Annotated in this window: 20 protein-coding genes and 1 pseudogene; 5 read left to right on the forward strand and 16 right to left on the reverse strand. The window is 71.5% G+C overall.

Features of this window, described 5'->3' with window-relative positions; translation table 11 throughout:
• Positions 1 to 96: 96 nt before the first annotated feature.
• Positions 97 to 654 (forward strand): YceI family protein, encoded by a 558-nt coding sequence (locus tag ACZ6IM_RS36280; RefSeq protein ID WP_052838428.1) that lies wholly within the window; start codon positions 97 to 99, stop codon positions 652 to 654.
• Here the strand turns inward: ACZ6IM_RS36280 and ACZ6IM_RS36285 are convergent.
• Both ACZ6IM_RS36285 and ACZ6IM_RS36290 read right to left on the reverse strand, forming a co-directional pair.
• Positions 641 to 1,216, reverse strand: a complete 576-nt coding sequence (locus tag ACZ6IM_RS36285; protein WP_052838429.1) for a cysteine hydrolase family protein — start codon at positions 1,214 to 1,216, stop codon at positions 641 to 643. The two genes, ACZ6IM_RS36280 and ACZ6IM_RS36285, sit on opposite strands and share 14 nt — an antisense overlap.
• Before the next feature lie 42 nt (positions 1,217 to 1,258).
• A complete protein-coding gene (locus ACZ6IM_RS36290) occupies positions 1,259 to 1,843 on the reverse strand; it encodes a TetR/AcrR family transcriptional regulator (RefSeq protein WP_052838430.1) in 585 nt (194 codons plus the stop codon).
• A gap of 74 nt (positions 1,844 to 1,917) precedes the next feature.
• Here ACZ6IM_RS36290 and ACZ6IM_RS36295 point away from each other — a divergent pair, with 74 nt between their 5' ends.
• Positions 1,918 to 2,859 carry a DMT family transporter gene (locus ACZ6IM_RS36295; RefSeq protein WP_052838431.1) on the forward strand — a complete coding sequence of 314 codons (942 nt, stop codon included), beginning with the start codon at positions 1,918 to 1,920 and terminating at the stop codon, positions 2,857 to 2,859.
• A 15-nt stretch (positions 2,860 to 2,874) separates the two neighbouring features.
• On the opposite strand, the gene ACZ6IM_RS36300 is transcribed toward ACZ6IM_RS36295, so the two are convergent.
• The 6 genes from ACZ6IM_RS36300 to ureA form a co-directional block, all read right to left on the reverse strand.
• Positions 2,875 to 4,227: a hypothetical protein gene (locus tag ACZ6IM_RS36300; protein ID WP_052838432.1), complete on the reverse strand. Its 1,353-nt coding sequence runs from the start codon at positions 4,225 to 4,227 to the stop codon at positions 2,875 to 2,877.
• Positions 4,228 to 4,291: 64 nt separating this feature from the next.
• Positions 4,292 to 5,896, reverse strand: a complete 1,605-nt coding sequence (gene cimA / locus ACZ6IM_RS36305; protein WP_052838433.1) for a citramalate synthase — start codon at positions 5,894 to 5,896, stop codon at positions 4,292 to 4,294.
• A 309-nt stretch (positions 5,897 to 6,205) separates the two neighbouring features.
• Positions 6,206 to 6,808, reverse strand: a complete 603-nt coding sequence (locus ACZ6IM_RS36310; protein ID WP_052838434.1) for a TetR/AcrR family transcriptional regulator — start codon at positions 6,806 to 6,808, stop codon at positions 6,206 to 6,208.
• Positions 6,809 to 6,817: 9 nt separating this feature from the next.
• On the reverse strand, positions 6,818 to 7,837 hold the full coding sequence (locus ACZ6IM_RS36315) for an agmatine deiminase family protein (RefSeq protein WP_052838435.1): 1,020 nt from the start codon (positions 7,835 to 7,837) through the stop codon (positions 6,818 to 6,820).
• Between the two features lie 28 nt (positions 7,838 to 7,865).
• Positions 7,866 to 9,542, reverse strand: a complete 1,677-nt coding sequence (locus ACZ6IM_RS36320; RefSeq protein WP_052838436.1) for an urease subunit alpha — start codon at positions 9,540 to 9,542, stop codon at positions 7,866 to 7,868.
• On the reverse strand, positions 9,539 to 10,222 hold the full coding sequence (gene ureA / locus ACZ6IM_RS36325; RefSeq protein ID WP_052838437.1) for an urease subunit gamma: 684 nt from the start codon (positions 10,220 to 10,222) through the stop codon (positions 9,539 to 9,541). Before ureA ends, ACZ6IM_RS36320 begins: the two co-directional genes overlap by 4 nt.
• A gap of 174 nt (positions 10,223 to 10,396) precedes the next feature.
• Between ureA and ACZ6IM_RS36330 the strand changes: the two genes are divergently transcribed.
• Complete coding sequence (locus ACZ6IM_RS36330; protein WP_052838438.1) at positions 10,397 to 11,827, forward strand: cytosine permease; 1,431 nt, start codon at positions 10,397 to 10,399, stop codon at positions 11,825 to 11,827.
• Between the two features lie 76 nt (positions 11,828 to 11,903).
• Here ACZ6IM_RS36330 and ACZ6IM_RS36335 read toward each other — a convergent pair whose 3' ends face one another.
• From ACZ6IM_RS36335 to ACZ6IM_RS36355, 5 genes are all read right to left on the reverse strand, one after another.
• Positions 11,904 to 12,992, reverse strand: a complete 1,089-nt coding sequence (locus ACZ6IM_RS36335) for a branched-chain amino acid aminotransferase (RefSeq protein ID WP_052838439.1) — start codon at positions 12,990 to 12,992, stop codon at positions 11,904 to 11,906.
• A gap of 261 nt (positions 12,993 to 13,253) precedes the next feature.
• On the reverse strand, positions 13,254 to 14,297 hold the full coding sequence (locus ACZ6IM_RS36340) for a 3-isopropylmalate dehydrogenase (RefSeq protein WP_052838440.1): 1,044 nt from the start codon (positions 14,295 to 14,297) through the stop codon (positions 13,254 to 13,256).
• A gap of 75 nt (positions 14,298 to 14,372) precedes the next feature.
• Positions 14,373 to 14,504, reverse strand: coding sequence for a hypothetical protein (locus ACZ6IM_RS36345; RefSeq protein ID WP_052838441.1), 132 nt, complete (start codon positions 14,502 to 14,504; stop codon positions 14,373 to 14,375).
• A 309-nt stretch (positions 14,505 to 14,813) separates the two neighbouring features.
• Complete coding sequence (pruA, locus tag ACZ6IM_RS36350; RefSeq protein ID WP_052838442.1) at positions 14,814 to 16,454, reverse strand: L-glutamate gamma-semialdehyde dehydrogenase; 1,641 nt, start codon at positions 16,452 to 16,454, stop codon at positions 14,814 to 14,816.
• A gap of 47 nt (positions 16,455 to 16,501) precedes the next feature.
• Positions 16,502 to 17,428, reverse strand: a complete 927-nt coding sequence (locus ACZ6IM_RS36355) for a proline dehydrogenase family protein (protein ID WP_052838443.1) — start codon at positions 17,426 to 17,428, stop codon at positions 16,502 to 16,504.
• 166 nt (positions 17,429 to 17,594) lie between these two features.
• On the opposite strand from ACZ6IM_RS36355, the gene ACZ6IM_RS36360 reads away from it, so the two are divergent.
• Entirely contained in the window at positions 17,595 to 18,830 is a 1,236-nt protein-coding gene (locus tag ACZ6IM_RS36360) for a PucR family transcriptional regulator (protein ID WP_052838444.1), read from the forward strand.
• Here ACZ6IM_RS36360 and ACZ6IM_RS36365 read toward each other — a convergent pair.
• On the reverse strand, positions 18,811 to 19,401 hold the full coding sequence (locus ACZ6IM_RS36365) for a TetR/AcrR family transcriptional regulator (RefSeq protein WP_469562716.1): 591 nt from the start codon (positions 19,399 to 19,401) through the stop codon (positions 18,811 to 18,813). The two genes, ACZ6IM_RS36360 and ACZ6IM_RS36365, sit on opposite strands and share 20 nt — an antisense overlap.
• 84 nt (positions 19,402 to 19,485) lie before the next feature.
• Here ACZ6IM_RS36365 and ACZ6IM_RS36370 point away from each other — a divergent pair, with 84 nt between their 5' ends.
• Positions 19,486 to 21,033 (forward strand): MFS transporter, encoded by a 1,548-nt coding sequence (locus tag ACZ6IM_RS36370; protein WP_469562719.1) that lies wholly within the window; start codon positions 19,486 to 19,488, stop codon positions 21,031 to 21,033.
• Positions 21,034 to 21,100: 67 nt separating this feature from the next.
• Here ACZ6IM_RS36370 and serA read toward each other — a convergent pair whose 3' ends face one another.
• Both serA and ACZ6IM_RS36380 read right to left on the reverse strand, forming a co-directional pair.
• Positions 21,101 to 22,690, reverse strand: coding sequence for a phosphoglycerate dehydrogenase (serA, locus tag ACZ6IM_RS36375; protein ID WP_052838447.1), 1,590 nt, complete (start codon positions 22,688 to 22,690; stop codon positions 21,101 to 21,103).
• A 221-nt stretch (positions 22,691 to 22,911) separates the two neighbouring features.
• Positions 22,912 to 23,289, reverse strand: a pseudogene (locus tag ACZ6IM_RS36380) (ketol-acid reductoisomerase); the annotation flags it as partial.

Below are 23,289 nucleotides of genomic sequence, written 5' to 3' on the forward strand. Positions count from 1 at the left end.
GGCGCGGGTGGTTGATGGCGGCGCGGAATAGCTCTAGAGTCGAAGCCGTTGGACTGGTTGAACATTCAACTTCAACGCCCTTCCCCGGAGGACACCATGACCGCCACCCCCGACCTCTCCACGCTGACCGGCGACTACACCGTCGACCCCGCCCACACGACCATCGGCTTCACCGCGCGCCACGCGATGGTCACCAACGTCAAGGGCAAGTTCCTCGACTTCACCGGCACGCTGCACCTGGACGGCTCCGACCCGTCCCGCTCCACGGCGACCCTGGACGTCACGATGGACAGCATCGACACGGGCTCCGCCGACCGTGACGGCCATCTGAAGAGCTCGGACTTCTTCAACACCGGCGAGTACCCGACGATGACCTTCCGCTCCACCAAGGCGGAGTCCCTGGGCGGCGACGACTACCGCATCACCGGTGACCTGTCGATCCTCGGCACGACCAAGCCGCTCACCATCGACCTGGAGTTCAACGGCGCCGCCAAGGACCCGTTCGGCAACGAGCGTGTCGGCTTCGAGGGCAAGGCGGAGATCAAGCGCTCCGAGTGGGGGCTCACCTGGAACACGGCCCTGGAGACGGGCGGCGTGCTGGTCTCCGACAAGATCAAGCTGAACTTCGACATCTCGGCGATCAGGCAGGCCTGACGTCCCGCGCCCCCTCGGGGGCGCCGAAGTCCACGTCGGCGGCGGCCCGGACCCGGATACGGCGGCCGGGCCGGGCGATCGCGCGGTAGACGGCGTTGTACCGCGCGATCGAGCGGTCCGCCGGGACGAGGCCGGTGTCCGCCGCGGTCCGCACCGAGGTGGTGTGCCCGTCGGCGACGACGACCAGGTCGTAACCCCGGCTCAGTGCCTGCCGCGCCGTGGTGTCCACGCAGACCTCCGTGGCGAACCCGGTGACGACGACCTCGGTGACACCGCGCGCCCTCAGGATCGCGTCGAGGTCGGTGTCCAGGAAGCTGTCCGGCGTCGCCTTGTCCACGACCGGCTCCCCCTCCCGCGGGGCCAGCTCGGGCACCACCCGCCAGCCCTCGGTGCCGGGGACCATACCCGCGTCCCGCTGCCGCACGGTCACCACCGGCACGCCGGACGCCCGGGCCCGCTCGCTCAGCCCGGCGATCGCGGCGACCGTCTCGGCGGCCCGGTGCGCCATGGCGACCGTGGTGTTCTGCATGTCGATGACGAGGAGCGCGGAGGTGGGTGGCATGCGCTCACCGTAGTGGGGCGCCCCGCCCGCACGCCGCCCGTTTCACCTGCCCAGCAGCTCCCGCACCTGGTCCAGGGCGCTGCCGAAGGGGTCGGGGAGGACCCCCACCCCGTGGGCGACCAGCGCTCCCTCGTGCAGCAGCATCAGCGTCCGCGCCAGCCGGTCCGCGCCGGGCGCGTCGATCTCCCGGGCCAGGCCGGTGAACAGTTCGAGCATCCACCGCTTCTGGCCGGTGATGACCGGGTACGCCGGATGGGCCGGATCGCTGATCTCCGCATGCGCGTTGATCATGCTGCACCCCCTGGCGCCGTACCGCGCCGACCACGCGCGGGAGGCCTCGAAGACCGCCTCGACCCGGGCGGCGGCCCCCTCTCCCGCCTCCTCCAGCCGCCCGGCGAGCAGGTCGCGCCACCGCTCGTCGCGTCCGGCCAGGTACTCCACGACGATCTGCTCCTTCGAGCCGAACCTGTCGTACAGCGTCTTCTTGGTCACCCCGGCCTCGGCGGCGATGAGATCCACGCCGACGGCGTGGATGCCGTGCTCGTAGAACAGCCGCTCGGCGGCCTCCAGTACCCGTCGCGCGCCGGGCGTCATCCGGACCCGACGCGGTTCTCCTTCCTCACCCATGCGACCAAGTATACCGGTCTGTATAGTGGGCACTCGAGGCTAGTAAACCGATCTGTCTACTGGAAGGGGTCGACGTGAACGCCCTGCTCTCGGCCGCCTTCGTACTGTGCTGGAGCTCCGGCTTCATCGGCGCCAAGCTCGGTGCGGAGACCGCGGCCACGCCCACCCTCCTGATGTGGCGCTTCCTGCCCCTCGCCGTACTGCTGGCCGCCGCCGCGGTCGCCTCCCGGACGGCCTGGCGGGGCCTGACGCTCCGCGGCGCCGGCCGGCAGATCGCCATCGGCGCCCTGTCGCAGAGCGGCTATCTGCTCAGCGTCTACTACGCCATCGAGCTGGGTGTCTCCAGCGGCACCACCGCCCTGATCGACGGCGTCCAGCCGCTGGTCGCCGGCGCGCTCGCCGGTCCCCTGCTGCGGCAGTACGTCTCCCGCCGGCAGTGGCTGGGACTGTGGCTCGGGCTGTCGGGTGTGGCCACGGTGACGCTCGCGGACGCCGCGGCGGCAGGGGCGGGAGTGGCCTGGTGGGCGTATCTCGTCCCGTTCCTCGGCATGCTGTCGCTGGTGGCGGCCACCTTCCTGGAGCGCCGCACGCCCGAGCCGGTCGCGCCCCGCGTCGCCCTGACGATCCACTGCGCGACCAGCGCCGTCCTCTTCTCCGGGCTGGCGCTGGGCGTCGGGGCGGCGGCACCGCCCGCCGGGTCCTCGTTCTGGCTGGCGACCGCCTGGCTGGTGGTGCTGCCGACCTTCGGCGGCTACGGGCTGTACTGGCTGATCCTGCGCCGGTCCGGCATCACCGAGGTCAACACCCTGATGTTCCTGATGGCCCCGGTCACGGCCGTGTGGGGCGCCCTCATGTTCGGTGAGCCCTTCGGCGTCCAGACCGCCCTCGGACTGGCGGTCGGCCTGGCGGCCGTGGTCGTGGTCAGGCGCGGCGGCGGTGAGAGGCGCAGTCGGAGGCCCGTGCGGTCCGGCGCGGACCGTCCGGCGGCCGGGAGGCCGGTGGCGGCCAGGCGCTGACGCCCGCCCGCCGCCTCAGAAGCCGCCGCCGAAGTCCCCTCCGCCGCCGAAGCCGCCGCCGCCCCCGAAGTCGCCGCCGCCGAACCCGCCCCCGAAGTCACCGGGGTCGAAGTCGCCGCCCGAGACGTCGCCGCCCTCGTAGCCGCCGAAGTCGCCGTACCCGGTGCCGTAACCGGCTCCGTAGGCGGGGCCCGCCATCATGCTGCCGAGCATGGTGCCGACCAGCAGGCCGGGCAGGATGCCGCCGCCGAAGTAACCGCCCGCCCAGGGGCCGTAGGCCGGGCCCGCGTCCCAGTAGGGCCGGCGGCCGTACTCGGTGTCCACCTCGCGGATCATCGGGTCCCGGCCGTCGGACAGCCGGGCCTGATCGGCCGCGCACACCGGGACCTGCCGCGTCGTGCCACCCGCCGGGGTCCAGGTGGCGTCGGCGACCGACGGTCCGTGGCGCGGGTCGAAGAAGCAGGGCGGCCGGCGTTCGGGCAGCGGCCTGCCCTCGCGGCGGGCGGCGAGCTGCGCGAGCGAGAACCGGCCGTCCTCCACCGCCTGGGTGACGGCGCGCACGTCCTCCGGTTTGCGGGCGTCGGCCATGTACGTCTTCGCCTGCTCGTAGGCGTCCAGGGCGCGTTCGTAGTCCGCCCGCATGGCGTCGTCGGCGCCCGGTTCCGCCGGGTGGAAGTCCAGGCGGTCCAGTTCCTCGCCGAACGCCGTGATGTCCTCGTCGACCACCACCCGCAGCCGCTCCAGCGCCGCCCGCTGCTCCTGCTCGCGGCGGTGGCGGTTGCGCCGGGAGAGCGCGTAGACGCCCGCGCCGCCGGCCACCACCACCGCGCCCGCGGTGATCAGGGCGTCGGTGGGCGCGGACCCGCCGCCGGAGTCCCAGGACGAGGGCGCCGAGCCGCGCACGCTGCGCAGCGCGTCGTCGACGAAGTCGTTCAGCTGGGCCTTGGGGTCGCCCGCGCCCTGCACGGCGGTGACCAGGTTCCGCACGCCCTGGCGGCTCAGCACACTGCTGTCCGCGCGGGCGTCGAAGCGGTCGCCCAGGCGGACGCCGTACAGACCGGTGATGCCGGTCTCGGTGCGGATGTTCTGGAAGAGGTTCTCGGTCGGGTAGCCGGCCGGGAGGACCGCGACGAAGACGGGCTCGCCCGCGTCCTCGATCTTGTGGGCGAGCGCGTCGGCGTCGGACTTGGACAGCAGGTCGGAGGCGGCCGGGTCCACGTACACGGGACTCTCGCGCAGGGCCGCGCCGATCTCCGAGACATCGGTCTGCGCCTGCGCGCCCGGCGCGCCGGCCAGCAGCACCGCCAGCGCGGCGACGACCGGCACGACCAGGAGGCGTATGAGGAACTGAGCACGAATGCCCTTCATACGTTCGAACGTACCCGAATGGACCTCAATCAGACATAAAGCGCGGAGATCCGGAAGATCCGGCTCACTCGGCGGGTGCGACCCCGGCCCGCAGCAGCCCGTACGTGTAGGCGTCCTCCAGGGCCTGCCAGGAGGCGGCGATGACGTTCTCCGCGACGCCCACCGTGGCCCACTCCCCCGTGCCGTCCGAGGTGGAGATGAGGACCCTGGTCGTGGACTGGGTGCCGTGCACGCCCTCCAGGATGCGGACCTTGTAGTCCACCAGGTCGAGCTTGGCCAGCTCCGGGTAGATCTTCTCCAGGGCGACGCGCAGCGACCGGTCCAGGGCGTTGACCGGGCCGTTGCCCTCGGCGGTGGCGACGATGCGCTCGCTCTTGGCCCAGAGCTTGACCGTGGCCTCGTTGGCGTGGGTGCCGTCGGGGCGGTCCTCGGTGATCGCGCGCCAGGACTCGACGTCGAAGTACTTGAGCGGCCGGCCCTCGGCCTCGGCGCGCAGCAGCAGCTCGAAGCTGGCGTCGGCTGCCTCGTAGGTGTAGCCCGCCAGCTCGCGCTCCTTGACCCGCTCGACGACCCGGCCGACCAGTTCGCGGTCGCCGCCGAGGTCGATGCCGAGTTCCTTGCCCTTGAGCTCGATGGAGGCGCGGCCGGCCATGTCGGAGACCAGCATCCGCATGGTGTTGCCGACCAGCTCGGGGTCGATGTGCTGGTAGAGGTCCGGATCGACCTTGATCGCGGAGGCGTGCAGGCCGGCCTTGTGGGCGAAGGCGGAGACGCCCACGTAGGGCTGGTGGGTGGAGGGGGTGAGGTTGACGACCTCCGCGATGGCGTGGGAGATGCGGGTCATCTCGCGCAGCCGGCCCTCGGGCAGCACCTGCTTGCCGTACTTGAGCTCCAGGGCGGCCACGACCGGGAACAGGTTGGCGTTGCCGACGCGCTCGCCGTAGCCGTTGGCCGTGCACTGGACGTGGGTCGCGCCGGCGTCGACGGCGGCGAGGGTGTTGGCCACGGCGCATCCGGTGTCGTCCTGGGCGTGGATGCCGAGCCGGGCGCCGGTGTCGGCCAGCACCGTGGCGACCACGGCCTGGATCTGCGCCGGGAGCATGCCGCCGTTGGTGTCGCACAGGATGACGACGTCGGCGCCGGCCTCGGCGGCGGTGCGCACGACCGACTTCGCGTACTCGGGGTTGGCGCGGTAGCCGTCGAAGAAGTGCTCGCAGTCGACGAAGACCCGGCGGCCCTGCGCCTTGAGGTGGGAGACCGTGTCGGCCACCATCGCCAGGTTCTCGTCCAGCGTGGTGCGCAGGGCCAGTTCGACGTGCCGGTCGTGCGACTTGGCGACCAGCGTGATCACCTGGGCGCCCGAGTCGAGCAGCGCCTTGACCTGGTGGTCCTCGGCGGCGCTGGCGCCCGCGCGGCGGGTGGAGCCGAAGGCGACCAGCTGGGCGTGCCTGAAGTCGATCTCTTCCCGGGCGCGGGCGAAGAACTCGGTGTCCCGCGGGTTCGCGCCGGGCCAGCCGCCCTCGATGAAGCCCACACCGAAGTCGTCCAGGTGCCGTGCGATGGCCAGCTTGTCCGCGACCGTGAGGTTGATGCCCTCGCGCTGCGCGCCGTCGCGCAGGGTGGTGTCGAAGACGTGGAACGAATCGTCGAGTTCGCTGGTTGCGGTCATGATGTCAAGGCTCCTGTTGGGGATCTCGGTCTACCGGAATGACCGGTTCCACCGTCCGTCTATGATCCCTCGCGCACTCTTCCCGGCTCGGGGTGGGCCAGGAAAGCGAAAAACCTCTCGCGGGTGCGAGAGGTCTGCGCGCGGGTCGAGGACGACGGTGTCCACCCGTACCTGGTCGTACGTGGTGGTCACTGCGGACCGGCGCGCCTGCTGCCAATAATCATGGCGAACGAGAGCACGGGGGCAGTCTGGCACACTCCGCCCCCCGTCCACCGCCCGTCTCAGGATGCGAGCGTGGGGGCGTCCGGATCAGGACCGTGCCAGGAGCCCCTCGGCGAGGAACTCCCGTGCGTGGCCGAGCACCTGGGCCCGGTCCGTCCCGCGCAGGCCGATCGCCACGTGGATGGCGAAGCCGTCGAGGAGGGCCCGCAGCCGGGACGCGAAGCGGTCGGGGTCCACGGGGCGGAACTCGCCGCGCGAGATGCCCTCGGCGAGCAGGGCGACCAGGTCGCGGTGCCAGGCGCCCTCGATGGCGGCCTGCCGGTCGCGGGCCTCGTCGGGGGCGTTCTGCGAGCGGTTCCACACCTCCAGCCACAGCGTCCAGTGCGGGTCGCGGTGGCCGTCGGGGACGTACAGGTCGACGTAGGCGTCGAGGCGTTCCCGGGCGGCGCCGGGCCGGGTGAGCAGGCGGCCGCGCTCGGCGCCGAGGCGGCCCTCGCTCCACTCCAGGGTGCGCAGCAGCAGCTCGTCCTTGGAGCGGAAGTAGTACAGGAGGTGGCCGCTGCTCATGCCGACCTCGCGGCCGAGCGCCGCCATGGTGAGCTTCTCCAGGCCGCGCTCGGCGATCATCTCCATGGCGGCGGCGAGTACGTCCTCGCGCGGCGGGGCCTGTCTGCGCCCACCACCGGCCATGCGCTGCTCCTAGATCCTCGGCTGCTGCTGCGTGATGCAGTGGATGCCCCCGCCACCCGCGAAGATCGTACGCGCGTCCACCAGGGTCACCGTCCGCCCGGGGAACAGGCGGCGGAAGATGCCCGCGGCGAGTTCGTCGTTCGGGTCGCCGAAGGCGCACAGGACGAGGCCGCCGTTGCACAGGTAGTGGTTGATGTACGAGTAGTCGACCCAGTCGCCGTCCTGGTCCTTCAGGACCGTCGGGGCGGGAACCTCGACGACCTCCAGGCGCCGGCCCTTGGCGTCGGTCTGACCGCGCAGGATCTCCAGGTACTGCCGTGAGCGGTCGTGGTCGGGGTGCCGGGGGTCGCGCTGGCTGTGCACGACGACGGTGCCCGGCCGGGCGAAGGCGGCGACGATGTCGACGTGGCCCTGGGTGCCGTACCTGCCGTAGTCGCCGGTCAGGCCGTGCGGGAGCCAGATCGCCTTGCTGGTGCCGAGCTTGGCGTGGATCTCCGCCTCGGCCTGCTCGCGGCTCCAGCCGGGGTTGCGGCCGGGGCCGAGCTGGACGGTGTCGGTCAGCAGGACCGTGCCCTCGCCGTCGACGTGGATCGCGCCGCCCTCGTTGACGAGGGGGCTGCCCAGCACGGGCACGGCGGCGAGGTCCGCCACGTGCCGGGCGATCTTGGCGTCGTGCTCCCAGCGGGCCCAGTCCTGGGCGCCCCAGCCGTTGAAGACCCAGTCCACGGCGGCCAGTCCGCCCCGTCCGTCGGTCACGAAGGTCGGGCCGATGTCCCGCATCCAGGCGTCGTCCAGCTCGCGCTCCACCAGGTCGACGTCCGGGCCGAGCAGCTCGCGCGCGCTGTCGCCCTGGCCGGGCCCGTGCACCATCGTCACCGGCTCGAAACGCCGCACCGCGCGGGCGACGGCGGCCCATGCCGCACGGGCCGCGGCCAGTTCCCCGGCGTCGGTGAACGTCGCGTTGGGGCCGGGCCAGGCCATCCAGGTGCGTTCGTGCGGGGCCCACTCGGGGGGCATGCGGAAGGTCATCGAGATGTCCCTGGAGGTCGGAGGAGCGTCAGAGGAAGTAGAGGCGGTTGAGCGAGACGGACTCGGCCGGTTCGGAGCGCAGCGGGTCGCCGTCGAGGGTGACCAGGCCGGTGCGCTGGTCGACGTCGACCGCGCCGGTACGGGAGTTCAGACGCAGGTCGGCCGGGCCGATGCCGCGGGTGCCGCGCACGGCGACCCGGCGGCGGCGGGTCGGCAGGGTGTCGCCGCCCCGGTCGAGGGCGGCCTGCGCGACGAAGGCCACCGATATCTCGGCGGGCGTGGCGCCGTGCGCGCCGAACTGCGGTCCCAAAACGAGGGGTTCGCAGGTGTCGGTGGCCGCGTTCGGGTCGCCGACCACGCCGTACGCCGGAAAGCCCGACTTGAGCACGAGCTGCGGCTTGGCGCCGAAGTACTCCGGGCGCCACAGCACGATGTCGGCGAGCTTGCCGACCTCGATGGAGCCGATCTCGTGCGCGAGGCCGTGGGCGAGGGCGGGGTTGATGGTCAGCTTGGCCATGTAGCGCAGGACGCGCTCGTTGTCGTGGTCGTCCGGGGCGCCGAACTGGGCCTTCATCTTGCCGGCCATGGCGAAGGTGCGGCGGACGGTCTCGCCGGCCCGGCCCATGCCCTGCGCGTCGGAGGAGGTGATGCCGATGGCGCCCAGGTCGTGCAGCACGTCCTCGGCGCCCATGGTCCCGGCGCGGATGCGGTCGCGGGCCATGGCGGCGTCGCCCGGCAGGTCGGTCTTGAGGTCGTGGACGGAGACGATCATGCCGTAGTGCTCGGCGACCGCGTCCCGGCCGAAGGGCAGGGTGGGGTTGGTGGAGGAGCCGATGACGTTGGGGACGCCGGCCATCTTCAGCACGTTGGGGACGTGTCCGCCGCCGCAGCCCTCGATGTGGAAGGCGTGGACGGTGCGGCCCTCCAGCACCCGCAGGGTGTCTTCCACGGAGAGGCATTCGTTGAGGCCGTCGCTGTGCAGGGCGACCTGGACGTCGTACTCCTCGGCGACGCGCAGCGCGGTGTCGAGGGCGCGGGTGTGGGCGCCCATGTCCTCGTGCACCTTGAAGCCGGACGCCCCGCCCTCGGCCAGCGCCTCGATCAGCGGGGCCTCGTGGGACGAGGAGCCCCGGCCCAGGAAGCCGATGTTGACCGGCCAGGCGTCGAAGGCACCGAAGGCGTGCTTGAGCGCCCACGGCGAGTTGACGCCGACGCCCCAGACCGGGCCGAACTCCTGCCCGATGATCGTCGTCACCCCGGACGCGAGGGACGCCTCCATGATGCGCGGGGAGAGCAGGTGGACGTGGGTGTCCACGGCTCCGGCGGTGGCGACGAGGCCCTCGCCGGACACGATCGAGGTGCCGGTGCCGACCACGACGTCGACCCCGTCGAGGGTGTCGGGGTTGCCGGCCCGCCCGATCCCGCTGATCCGCCCCTCGCGGATGCCGATCGACACCTTCCGGATGCCCTGGGCCGCGTCGATCACGACCACGTTGCTGATCACGACGTCGCAGGTCTCCCGGACCGCCGCGGCCTTGAGGTGGAGTCCGTCGCGGGCGGTCTTGCCGAAACCGGCGAGGAACTCGTCGCCGTAGCGCTGGGCGTCGGACTCGACGCGGATCACCAGCCCCGAGTCGCCGAGGCGGAGCCGGTCACCGGCGCGCGGGCCGTGGGTGGCGGCGTAGGCGTACGGGTCGATGCTCATCGGTCCGCTCCCAGATATCCGCAGGCGGCGGCCCGGCGCAGGGCCTCTTCCCTGGCGCCCGGCGCGTCCAGCGGGCCGTCGACGAGACCGGCGAACCCGATGGCGACGCGGGCACCGCCGATCGGCACGAGGCCCACCTCCACGCGCTCGCCGGGGCCGAAGCGGACCGAGGACCCGGCGGGTACGGCCAGGCGCATTCCGTAGGCCCGCTCCCGGTCGAAGTCCAGGCGCGGGTTGGCCTCGAAGAAGTGGAAGTGGGAGGTCACGGAGACCGGCACGGTCGCGGTGTTGGTGACCGGGAGCCGCAGCGCCGCCTCGGGTTCCGCGTGGGCGTGTCCCGGCAACAGGACACCGGGGGCGTCCGCACCGAGCCCCGGGCCCCCGACGGGGTCGGTGACGACCGCGAGGCGGGAGCCGTCGTCGAAGACGGCCTCCACGTGCACCTCGGTGACCACGTCCGCGACGCCGGGCAGGACGTCGTCCGGGCCGAGCACGCACCGGGCGCGCTCGACGGCCTCCGCGAGGCGCGCTCCGTCGCGGGCGGCCTCGCACACGGTGTCCGCGATCAGCGCGGTCGCCTCGGGGACGTTCAGCCTGAGCCCGCGGGCCCTGCGGGCGCGGGCCAGCTCGGCCGCCCCGAACAGCAGCAGCCGGTCACGTTCCGTGGGAGTCAGTCTCACGCCGCGACACCTCCTCACTTGACCATAATTTGAGCACCACTCTAACTACGGACATCACTCTAGGCACGAAAGACATGCAGCGGAACCGTTGACGAGCAGCAAGGGCAGACGTCACATTGAACGTCGCTCTAACATCGCTCCACCCCCTCTGGCGGCCGTCGAAGGAGACCAGCCATGCCGATAGAACAGCGCGGAGTCGACACCATCCCCGAAGCGGAACGCACCAGCGGCCCCCGGGACCTGATCTCGATCCTGCTGGGGTCCAACCTCTGCCTGGGCGTGATCGTCTTCGGCTGGCTGCCGCCGTCCTTCGGCCTCGGCTGGTGGGCCTCGGTGGGTTCGGTGGTCGCGGGGACGGGCGTCGGCACGGTGTTCACGGCCCCACTGGCCCTGATCTCCCTGCGCACCGGCACCAACCTGTCCACGTCCTCCGGCGCCCAGTTCGGCGTGCGCGGGCGGCTGGTCGGCTCGGTGGTCGGTCTGCTGCTGGCCCTCGGCTACACCGCGCTGACGGTGTGGATCGGCGGGGACGTGATGGCGGGCGTGCTCGGGCGGCTGTTCGGCCTGCCGCAGGGCGGTGCGACGTACGCCGTCGTCTACGGCCTGCTGGCCGCCGCGACCGTCGCGGGGGCGGTCTACGGCTACCGGGTGCTGCTCGCGATGTCCCGGGTGCTGGCCTACGGCATGACCGCGCTGCTGGCGCTGGGCGTGATCGCCTACGCGCCCGACTTCACCACCGCCGCGCTGCCGGAGGCGGGCGGATATCTGCTGGACGGGTTCTGGCCGACGTGGCTGCTGGCCGCCGTGGCCGCGGGACTGTCAGGTCCGATCGCCTTCATCACCCTGCTCGGCGACTACACGCGCTACATCTCCCCGGCCCGCTTCTCCTCCCGCCGGGTGCTGCACGCGACCTGGCTGGGGCTGACGCTCGGCCTGCTGATCCCGCAGCTCTTCGGCACCTTCACGGCGTACGCCGCCCGTGCCGCCCTGGACTACGCGGGCCCGCTGGTCGACGCCGCCCCCACCTGGTACCTGGTCCCGCTGCTGCTCGCCGCCTCGGCCGGCTCGGTGGGCAACGCGGGGCTGATGCTGTACTCGATGGGCCTGGACCTGGACGCCATCCTGCCGCGCGCCTCCCGTGCCCGCGCCACCTGCGCCGTCGCCGTCGTCGCCACGGCCTGCGTCTTCGCCGGGCACTACGCCTGGCAGGCGCAGTCGGCGATGACGTCCTTCGTGCTGCTGCTGACGGCGATCGGCACCCCCTGGGCCGTCATCACGATGATCGGCTCGGTGCGCTGCGGCGGGGTGTACGACGCGGACGCCCTCCAGGTCTTCAACCGCCGGGCGCGGGGCGGGATCTACTGGTACCGGTCCGGCTGGAACGTCCCCGCGACGGCCGCCTGGGCGGTGGGCGCGGGCGTCGGCGTGCTGGCGGTGTCCCTGCCGTCGTACGAGGGGCCGCTGCTGTCCCTCACCGGCGGGGTGGACTGCAGCTTCCTGCTGTCGGGGCTGGTGGGCGGGGTGGTGTACGTGCTGGTGCCACAGCCCCGGGCCAACGCTTCAAAAGAGCCCGGGGTGGACAGTCTCAGCCCGTCCGGCGTTTGAGGACGAGGCCGTTCAGGCCGAAGGGGCGTCCGGGGGCGGCAGCTCCTGCAGGTCCGCCCCCCGGCGCCGGGGCACATCAGGCCAGCGTGTGCATCCACCCGTGCGTGTCCTCGGCGGTCCCGCGCTGGATGTCCAGCAGCGCGTCCCGCAGCCGCTGCGTCACCTCGCCCGTCTCGCCGCCGCTCTGCTGCCACTGGGCACCGGACCGCTTGACCGTGCCGACCGGGGTGATCACGGCGGCGGTCCCGCAGGCGAAGACCTCAGTGAGCGTGCCGTTCTCCGAGTCCCGCTGCCACTGGTCGACCGAGATACGGCCCTCCTCCGCCTCGTAACCGAGGTCGCGGGCGACGGTGAGCAGGGAGTCACGGGTGACGCCCTCCAGGATGGAGCCGGTGAGGGTGGGCGTGACGATCTTGTCGCCGTACACGAAGTACAGGTTCATGCCGCCCAGTTCCTCGACCCACTTGCGCTCGATGGCGTCGAGGTAGCAGACCTGGTCGCAGCCCTTGGTGGCGGCCTCGGCCTGGGCGAGCAGGGAGGCCGCGTAGTTGCCGCCGGTCTTGGCGTCGCCCATGCCGCCGGGGACGGCGCGGACCCGGTCTTCGGAGACCCAGATGGAGACCGGCTTGACGCCGCCCGGGAAGTAGGCGCCGGCCGGGGAGGCGATGACGAGGAAGAGGTACTCGTTGGCCGGCTTGACGCCCAGACCGACCTCGGTGGCGATCATGAAGGGGCGCAGGTAGAGGGACTCCTCGCCGCCGTGCGCCGGGACCCACTTCTCGTCCTGCCTGACCAGCGCGTCACAGGCCTCGATGAAGGTGTCCACCGGAAGCTCGGGCATGCCGAGGCGGCGCGAGGACGCCTGGAAGCGCGCGCCGTTCTTCTCCGGGCGGAAGGTGGCGACGGAGCCGTCGGGCCGCCGGTAGGCCTTCAGCCCCTCGAAGATCTCCTGCGCGTAGTGCAGGACCATGGTGGCCGGGTCGAGGGAGAGCGGGGCGTACGGCACGAGCTGGCCGTCGTGCCAGCCGCGGCCCTCGGTCCACTTGATCGTCACCATGTGGTCGGTGAAGTGGCGGCCGAACCCGGGGTTGGCCAGAATCGCCGCGCGCTCGGAGTCCGAGAGCGGGCTGGCGGAGGGCTTGAGCTCGATCGTGGGCGTCGTCATGGGTGGCTGTCCTTCACCGGTGTGTGTTGTGACGGGCCGCGGTCACGCCCGTACGGCCGGTGGCCGGTGCTAGGACGTCCGAGCATTCCCTCAGGTCGCGGCTTCGCGTTCGATTATCGCGCGCGGTCCACGACGGATGAAACGGGGTGAATGCGGCCCAGGATTCGATGGTCGCACCTGGCGGACGCAGGAGAAAGCCGCCGGGTGCCTTGTTTTTCGGACCCGGCGGCTTCGAAAGGTTGGATTTCGAGTGCGCCGGGGTCAGCCGGCTACTCGTACGGCGAGGGCGTCACCGATCTCGGAGGTGCTGCGGGCGGGCAGTCCGCCGCGCTCGCCGAGGTCGGCGGAGACGGCTTCCTCGATCCGGGCCGCCTCGTCCTCGTACCCGAGGTGGCGCAGCAGCAGGGCGACGGACAGGACCGTGGCGGTGGGGTCGGCCTTGCCCTGGCCTGCGATGTCGGGCGCGGAGCCGTGCACCGGCTCGAACATCGAGGGGAAGTCGCCGGACGGGTTGATGTTCCCGCTGGCGGCGACGCCGATACCGCCGGAGACGGCCGCGGCGAGGTCGGTGATGATGTCGCCGAAGAGGTTGTCGGTGACGATCACGTCGAACCGGGCCGGGTCGGTGACCAGGAAGATGGTCGCGGCGTCGACGTGGATGTAGTCGGTGGTGACCTCGGGGAACTCCTCGGCCACCTTGTTGAAGACGTTGGTCCACAGGTGGCCCGCGAAGGTCAGCACGTTGTTCTTGTGGACCAGCGTGAGCTTCTTGCGGGGGCGGGCCTGGGCCCGGGCGAAGGCGTCGCGGACGACGCGCTCGACGCCGTAGGCCGTGTTGACGGAGACCTCGGTGGCGACCTCGTGCTCGGTGCCCTTGCGGATGGTGCCGCCGTTGCCCGTGTACGGGCCCTCGGTGCCCTCGCGGACGACGACGAAGTCGATCTCGGGCTGGCCGGCGAGCGGGGTGGCGACGCCGGGCAGGAGCCTGCTCGGCCGCAGGTTGACGTGGTGGTCGAAGGCGAAGCGGAGCTTGAGCAGGAAGCCGCGCTCCAGCACGCCAGACGGCACCGACGGGTCGCCGATCGCGCCGAGCAGGATGGCGTCGTGCGCCTTGAGGGCGTCGAGGTCGGCGTCGGTGAGGGTCTCACCGGTGGCGTGGTAGCGCCGGGCGCCGAAGTCGAATTCCTTGGTCTCCAGCTTCACATCCTGCGGGAGGACGGCGGAGAGGACCTTGAGACCCTCGGCCACGACCTCCTGGCCGATGCCGTCACCGGGAATCACTGCGAGATTGAGGCTGCGAGACATGACGGCACCCTACCGCTCGTCCCACGGGATGACATGAGGCGTCCGCCATGCGGACGCCTCCGTCGTCCGCGCTGCTCAGTGGCCGGTGGCGCCGCCGTTGTCCCGGCGGTCGAGGGAGCGCTGGAGGGCGGCCGCGGCGTTCTTGCGGTCGGAGTCGCCGGTGCGGGAGAGGTGACGGACTCGGCGGCGGATGGTCGTCTCGGCCATGGAAATCGACTCCTTCGGCACAAAGGGAGCGCGGAAAGCGAGCAGTACGGAGAGACGCCGGAAGGGGCGGGGAGCGCGATGCCGCAGGGGTTGCCTGCACGGGCACGGGCTCACGACCGCCATTCGCTCGATCGAGCGGGACGTTCGGCTCCTACAAAGCTAAGGGAGCGCGCCGCGTCTGTCTCCACAATTACTCGGACTTCCTACTATCTGAGACGGTGCCCTCGCTCACACCGTCCCGGCCTGCGAAAACGCCCCGGCGGGCCAGGTCGGTCGACCTGGCCCGCCGGGGCGTCCTGCGCGCGGGCGTCAGCCCATGTGCGGGTAGGTGTAGTCGGTCGGCGGGACCAGCGTCTCCTTGATGGCGCGGGTCAGCGTCCAGCGCATCAGGTTCTGCGGGGCGCCCGCCTTGTCGTTGGTGCCGGAGGCACGGCCGCCGCCGAAGGGCTGCTGGCCGACGACGGCGCCGGTCGACTTGTCGTTGATGTAGAAGTTGCCGGCCGCGTAGCGCAGCTTCTCCATCGTGTACGCGGCCGCCGCGCGGTCGTTGGAGATGACCGAGCCGGTGAGCGCGTAGTCCGAGACCGACTCCATCTGGGTCAGCATCGCGTCGTACGCGCCGTCGACGCTGTCGTCGTACACGTGGACGGCGAGGAACGGGCCGAAGTACTCGGTGCGGAAGACCTCGTTCTCCGGGTCGGTGCACTCGACGACCGTCGGGCGGACGAAGTAGCCGACCGAGTCGTCGTAGGAGCCGCCCGCGACGATGGTGCAGGTCTCGTCCTCCTTGGCCCGGTCGATGGCGGCCTTGTTCTTGGCGAAGGACCGCTCGTCGATGACGGCGCCGATGAAGTTCGACAGATCGGTGACGTCACCCATGGTCAGGTAGTCGACCTCGGCGGCGAACTCCTCCTTGAACCCGTCGTTCCAGATGGACGCCGGGATGTACGCGCGCGAGGTGGCGCTGCACTTCTGGCCCTGGTACTCGAAGGCACCGCGGGTCAGCGCGGTCTTGAGCACCGCGCGGTCGGCGCTCGGGTGGGCGACCAGGAAGTCCTTGCCGCCGGTCTCGCCGACCAGCCGCGGGTAGGTGCGGTACTTCTCGATGTTGTTGCCGACCGTCTTCCACAGGTGCTGGAAGGTCTTGGTCGAGCCGGTGAAGTGGATGCCCGCGAGGTCGCGGTGCTCCAGGGCGACCTCGGAGACCGCGATGCCGTCGCCGGTGACCAGGTTGATGACGCCCTTGGGCAGCCCGGCCTCCTCCAGGAGCTGCATGAGCAGCACGGCGGCGTGGGTCTGCGTCGGGGACGGCTTCCAGACCACCACGTTGCCCATCAGGGCCGGAGCGGTGGGCAGGTTGGCCGCGATCGCGCTGAAGTTGAACGGCGTGATCGCGTAGACGAAGCCCTCCAGCGGGCGGTGGTCCATGCGGTTCCACACGCCCTGGGAGTTGGCCGGGGGCTGCTCGGCGAGGATGTTCCGCGCGTAGTGGACGTTGAAGCGCCAGAAGTCGACCAGCTCGCAGGGGCTGTCGATCTCGGCCTGCTGGGCGGTCTTGGACTGGCCGAGCATGGTGGAGGCGGCGATGGTCTCGCGCCAGGGACCCGACAGCAGCTCGGCGGCGCGCAGGATGATCGCCGCGCGGTCGTCGAAGGACATCGCGCGCCAGGCGGGGGCGGCGGCCAGGGCGGCGTCGATCGCGTCCTGGGCGTCCTGCTGGGTGGCGTTGGCGTACGTGCCCAGGCGGGACTTGTGGTTGTGCGGCTGCACGACGTCGAAGCGCTCGCCGCCGCCCATCCGCTTCTCGCCACCGATGGTGCAGGGCAGGTCGATCGGGTTGTCGGCCAGCTCCTTGAGCTTGGCCTCCAGACGGGCGCGCTCGGGCGAACCGGGCGCGTAGCCGTGCACCGGCTCGTTGACGGGGGTGGGGACCTGGGTCACAGCGTCCATGGGTTCCGTAACTCCTTACTGAGCGGGTTGTGCGAGCGGGTGCGGGCTCAGCCCTTGCTGACCATCGAGCGGGCGAAGAACCGGAGGTTGGCCGGCTTCTCCGCCAGACGGCGCATGAAGTAGCCGTACCAGTCGGTGCCGTAGGCGGTGTAGACGCGCATGCGGTGGCCCTCGGCGGCCAGCCGCAGGTGCTCGTCGCCCCGGATGCCGTACAGCATCTGGAACTCGTACTCGTCGAGCTTGCGTCCGGCCGTGCGGGCCAGCTCCTGGCCGATGGAGATCAGGCGCGGGTCGTGGGACCCGATCATCGGGTAGCCCTCGCCCTCCATCAGCGTGCGCAGGATGCGGACGTACGCCTTGTCGATCTCGTGGCGCTGCTGGTACGCGACCTCTGCGGGCTCCTTGTAGGCGCCCTTCACCAACCGTACGCGAGAGCCGCTGTCGGCGAGGCGGCGCGCGTCGGCCTCGGTGCGGAAGAGGTAGGCCTGGATGACGCAGCCGGTCTGCGGGAAGTCCTTCCGCAGCTCCTCGTGGATGGCGAACATCGAGTCGAGGGTGGTGTGGTCCTCGGCGTCGAGGGTGACCGTGGTGCCGATCTCGGCGGCGGCCTCGACGACCGGGCGGACGTTGTCCAGTGCCAGTTCGTGCCCGCCGTCCAGCGCCTGGCCGAACATGGAGAGCTTCACCGACATCTCGGCGCGGGTGCCCAGCTCCAGCGGCTTGAGCCGGTCGATCAGCTCCAGGTAGGCGTCGCGGGCGGCCTCGGCCTGCGCGGGGGTGGTGATGTCCTCGCCGACGACGTCCATCGTCAGTTCCAGGCCCTGATCGGTGAGCTCCCGGACGATCGGCACGATCTGGTCGACCGTCTCGCCGGGGATGAACCGGTCGACGACCGGCTTGGTCACGGGCGCGGCGGAAACCAGCCGACGCATCCGGTCGCTGCGGGACGCGGCGAGAATCACGGGACCCAGCACGGGGCACCTCCACTTACCAACCAACACAGAGGCCGCTGCCCGACGTAAGGGGGAACGGCACGGAGAACCACCGTGAAATCTAAGGATCCTCCCGATCGTCGGCCATCGACACCTGTCACGCATCCGTGCCGCGGATCTCAGACAGATGTATGAAGGGCGCGCGCAAATGCGGCAGAATGCCCGGGTGACGTCCGATTCCAGAGGTTCCGCAGGCACCGGTGGTACCCGTGGTGACTACCAGGAGCTGGTCGACGAGGTCTCCGAGCTGCTGGGCGCGCCCGCGACCCTGGAGAACCGCGACTTCGAGCTGATCGCCTTCGGCGCCTACGACAGCGAGGGCGACCTCGACCCCTCCGCCCTGGACCCGGTGCGCACCCGCTCGATCCTCACCCGGCGCTCCACCGCGGCGGTCCGGGCGTGGTTCGAGAGCTTCGGCATCACCCGGGCGACCGGCCCGGTGCGCATCCCGCCGACCCCCGAGGCGGGGGTGTACCGCGGGCGCACCTGCCTGCCGGTACGCCATCGGGGTGTGGTCCTCGGCTACGTGTGGCTCCTGGACACCGATCCGGGCCCGACCGAACGGCAGCTGGCGGCGGCCATGGAGGTCACGGCGCGGATCGGCGCGCTGCTCGCCGACGAGGCACAGCACGGCGCGGACCTGAGCCGGGAGCTGCGGGCGGTGCTGACCGCCGAGCGGGACTGGCAGCGGGACATGGCGGTGGCGGAGCTGCGCAGCGCGCTCGGCGCCCGGGCGGACACCCCGCACGCGGTGGTCTGCGTGGCGCCCTGGCCCTCGGCCGACCCGGACGACGCACCCTCGGTCCGTACGGTGCCGGGCGCGACGGCGCTGTGCACGGTGCCGTGGGGGGCCGCCGCCGTCTCGCTGGCGCTGCTGGTCCGGTTGCGCTCGGTGGACCTGCCGGCCCCGGCGACGTCGGCGGCGGGGCGGCTGCTGGAGCGGGTCCCGGCCCGGGGCACCGGCGGGGCGGCCGGTGCCGCGGCCGGCGTCTCGGCGCCGCGCTCGGGCCTCGCGGAGCTGGGGACGGCCTGGGCGGAGGCGTCGGCGGCGGCCCGGGCGGCGCGCGCCGAGGAACGGTTCGCTCCGGTCGCCCAGTGGACGGACATCGGGCCGTTCCGCCTGCTGACCGCGCTGCCCCCGCACGCCGCCCACGATCCCGCCGTACGGGCGCTGCTCTCCCCCGCCCACCGCGAACTCGCCCGCACCGCCGAGGTGTACCTGGACCGCGCGGGCCAGGCCGGGCGGACCGCCGCCGAGCTGGGCATCCACCGCCAGACGCTGTACTACCGGCTGTCGCGCGTCGAACAGCTCACGGGCCTGGACCTGGACGACGGGGAGGACCGGCTGCTGCTGCACATGGCGCTCAAGGGGCGTCGCCTGTAGCGGCCTCGATCACCCGGCGCAGCCCCTCGGCGAGCTGGTCCGCTTCGGGCGCGGTCTTCGGATCGAAGGTCCACTGCGCGATGATGCCGGTCATCAGCGTCACGTAGAACATGCCCAGGGTGCCGAGCTCGTCCCCGGAGACGTCCTCCTCCCGCCCGCCCATGAGCAGCGGGATGAAGCCGCGCCCTGCCTCCAGCTGCGCCTTGGCCAGGTGGTCGCGCAGTTCGGGCAGTTGGTCGCCGATGACGATGATCTCCATGCTGAGCCGCCACGGGGAGCCGGGCTCCTTCATCGTGGCGATGACGTTCGACCAGACCTCCTGGAACCGCTCGACGGAACCGGGCTCGGTGGTCAGCCCCGCGCCCTGGCCGCCCTCGAACGCGTCGGCCATGCCCTCGACCAGCGACACGTAGGCCTGCGCCAGCAGGGCGTCCTTCGAACCGTAGTGGTAGCCGATGGACGCCAGGTTGGTCCCCGACTCCTTGACGATGTCGCGCGCCGTGGTGCGCACGAATCCCTTCTGCAGCAGGCAGCGCTTGGCGCCTTCGAGCAGATCCTCACGGTGTCCCATGCCGTCACCTTATCCATGCCCCCAGACAGCCGTCTTATACAAGCGTCCTAGACAGCCGTATAAGACGTGCGTACAGTCTCCGGCATGACAACGAATCCGCCCCGTGCCGGCCGCCGTGAGTGGACCGCGCTGGCCGTGCTGATGCTTCCGCTGCTGCTGGTCTCGATGGATGTCTCCGTCCTCTATTTCGCGATCCCGCAGATCAGCGCGGACCTGGACCCGAGCGGCACCCAACAGCTGTGGATCTTCGACATCTACGGCTTCGTCCTGGCCGGCCTGCTGATGACGATGGGCGCGCTGGGCGACCGGGTCGGCCGCCGCAGGCTGCTCCTCCTCGGCGCGGTCGCCTTCGGCGCCGCCTCACTGCTCGCCGCCTACGCGCACAGCGCCGAGACCCTGATCGCGGCCCGCGCGGTCCTCGGCATCGGCGGCGCCACCCTGATGCCGTCGACGATGGCGCTGGTCCGCACGATGTTCACCGACCCCGCCCAGCGGGCGAAGGCGATCGGGCTGTGGTCCGGGGTGATGACGGCCGGGATCGCGCTCGGCTCGGTGATGAGCGGCGTCCTCGTGGAGCACTTCTGGTGGGGCTCGGTCTTCCTGGTGAACCTGCCCGCGATGGCCCTGCTGCTGATTCTCGGTCCGGTGCTGCTCCCGGAGTCCAAGAACCCCTCCCCCGGCCGCTTCGACCTGCTGAGCGTCCCGCTGTCGATGGCGGCGGTCCTGCCCGTGGTCTACGGCCTCAAGGAGCTGCCCTCCGAGGGGTGGAACGTCCGCTACGTCGTCTCGATCACCGTCGGCCTGCTGTTCGCGGCCCTGTTCGTGCACCGCCAGCGCACCTCGGCCTCGCCGATGATCTCGCCCGCCCTGTTCCGCGGGCACGGTTTCACCCCGGCGCTGGTCCTCAACACCCTGTCGGCCTTCGGGATGATGGGCTCGGCGTACTTCACCACCCAGTACCTCCAGTCGGTCCTCGGCAAGAGCGCGCTGGAGGCCGCGCTGTGGAGCCTGCTGCCGTCGGTGCTCATCGGCGCCGCCGCACCGGTCGCCGCCCGACTGGTCCAGCGCGGTGCCGAGCGCGCGTACGTCGTGACGGCCGGCTTCGTCATCGCCGCGGGCGGCTACGGACTGCTGGCCCTGGCCGGCACGGACTCGCTGTGGCTGCTGCTGGCCGCGTGCGGCGTCCTCGCGGCCGGCCTCGTCGTCGTGATGTCCCTGCTCACCGACCTGGCCCTCAGCTCGGCCCCGGTCGAGAAGGCGGGTGCGGCCTCCTCACTGCTGGAGACCGGCACCGAGTTCGGCGGCGCCCTGGGCATGGCCGCACTCGGTTCCATCGGTACGGCCCTCTACCGCCACGGTGTCCCCTCGGACGCACCCGCCCCGGCCGAGGAGACCCTGGGCGGGGCACTGGCCGTCGCCGCCGAGCTTCCGGGGCGCGCGGGAGACGCCCTGGCCACGGCGGCACGCGAGGCGTTCACGGACGGCATGCAGGGTGCCGCGATCGCGGGGGCGCTGCTGCTGCTCGGGGCGGCGGTGTCGGCGGCGCTGGGGCTGCGGCACATCCGGGTGCGCCCGGAGGCGGAGACGGCAAACGCCGGACAGGCCGACCAACTCAGCCCGTCCGGCGTTTGAGGACAAGGCCCGTTCAGGGCCGTAAGCGGGGGTCCCGGGGGCGGCAGCCCCCGGGTACGGTCACCTCTCAGACGAGGTTGACGGACCGGGCCGACGTGGCCCCGATCTCCGCCGAGACCTCCGCCAGCACCCCGGCGGGCACCGTGTCGTCGACGGTCAGCACGGCCAGCGCCTCGCCGCCCACCGTCGCACGGGCGACCTGCATGCCGGCGATGTTGATACCGGCCTCGCCGATGACGCGGCCGACGGTGCCGACGACACCGGGACGGTCCTCGTACCGCAGCACGACCATGTGGTCGGCGAGGGCGAGGTCCACGTCGTACTCGCCGACGGCGACGATCTTCTGGAGGTGCTTCGGGCCGGCCAGCGTGCCGGAGACCGACACCTCCTCGCCGTCCGCGAGGGTGCCGCGGACGGTCACCACGTTGCGGTGCTCCGGGGACTCCGAGCTGGTGGTCAGCCGGACCTCGACGCCGCGCTCCTGGGCGAACAGCGGGGCGTTGACGTACGAGACCGTCTCGTCCACGACGTCCTCGAAGACGCCCTTGAGGGCGGACAGCTCCAGCACCTTCACGTCGTGCTGGGTGATCTCGCCGTAGACCTCGACGTCGAGGCGGACGGCGACCTCGCCCGCGAGCGCGGTGAAGATGCGGCCGAGGCGCTCGGCGAGCGGCAGGCCCGGCTTGACGTCCTCGGCGATGACACCGCCCTGCACGTTGACCGCGTCGGGGACCAGCTCACCGGCGAGGGCGAGGCGGACCGACTTGGCGACGGCGATGCCGGCCTTCTCCTGGGCCTCGTCGGTGGAGGCACCGAGGTGCGGGGTGCAGACGACCTGGTCGAACTCGAACAGCGGCGAGTCGGTGCAGGGCTCCTTGGCATACACGTCCAGGCCGGCCCCGGCGACGCGGCCCTCCTTGAGCGCCGAGTACAGCGCCTCCTCGTCGACGATGCCGCCGCGGGCGGCGTTGACGATGCGGACGCTCGGCTTGACCTTGCGCAGCGCCTCGTCGCCGATCAGGCCGAGGGTCTCGGGGGTCTTGGGCAGGTGGACCGTGATGAAGTCGGAGACCTCGAGCAGCTCGTCCAACGACAGCACCTTGACGCCCATCTGCGCAGCCCGCGCGGGCTGCACGTAGGGGTCGTAGGCGACGACCTTCATGCCGAAGGCCGACATGCGCTGCGCGACGAGCGCGCCGATGCGGCCGAGGCCGACGACGCCGAGGGTCTTCTCGGCCAGCTCGACACCGGTGTACTTGCTGCGCTTCCACTCGCCGTTCTTCAGCGCGGCGTTGGCCTGCGGGATGTTGCGGGCGGTGGCGACGATCAGGCCGCAGGCCAGCTCGGCCGCGGTGACGATGTTGGAGGTCGGGGCGTTGACCACCATCACGCCGGCCTTGGTGGCGGCGGAGACGTCCACGTTGTCCAGGCCGACGCCGGCGCGGGCGACGACCTTGAGCTTCTTGGCGGCGGCGACGGCCTCGGCGTCGACCTTGGTGGCGGAGCGGACCAGGATCGCGTCCACGTCGGCGATGGCGGGGAGCAGTTCGGCCCGGTCCGCGCCGTTGCACTGGCGGATCTCGAAGTCGGGGCCGAGCGCGTCCACGGTGGCGGGCGACAGCTCTTCAGCGATGAGTACGACGGGTTTCGAGCTCACGTGAGTCCTCACAAGTCCAATGCGGACGGCCGTCCCGACGGCCGCATGCGGTGGAGGGTTGCTAGCCGCGTGGAAGACGCACGACGCTGTGGGCCTGACGCGTATGTGTTCAGCAGTGTAGTGGCGTGGCGGGCGCCGTCCTGCGCCTCTTCGGAAGCATCACCCGGAAGGGGATCCCGCGGGGGTGCCCGGCGCGCCGGGCACCCCCGCGGGGAAAAAACCTACGCCTCTTCGTCGACCCAGCTCATGAGCTTGCGCAGCTCCTTGCCGGTGGTCTCCAGCAGGTGCTCGGAGTCCTGCTTCTTGTACTCGTTGTACTTCTTCAGACCGCCGTGGTACTCGTCCATCCAGTTCTTGGCGAAGGTGCCGTCCTGGATCTCGGCGAGGACCTTCTTCATCTCGGCCTTGGTGGCGTCGGTGATGATCCGCGGGCCGGTGACGTAGTCGCCCCACTCGGCGGTCTCGGAGATCGACCAGCGCATCTTCTCCAGGCCGCCCTCGTACATGAGGTCCACGATCAGCTTCAGCTCGTGCAGGCACTCGAAGTAGGCGATCTCCGGCTGGTAACCGGCCTCGGTCAGCGTCTCGAAGCCCGCCTT

The sequence above is a fragment of the Streptomyces sp. NPDC042336 genome (genome assembly GCF_055581985.1).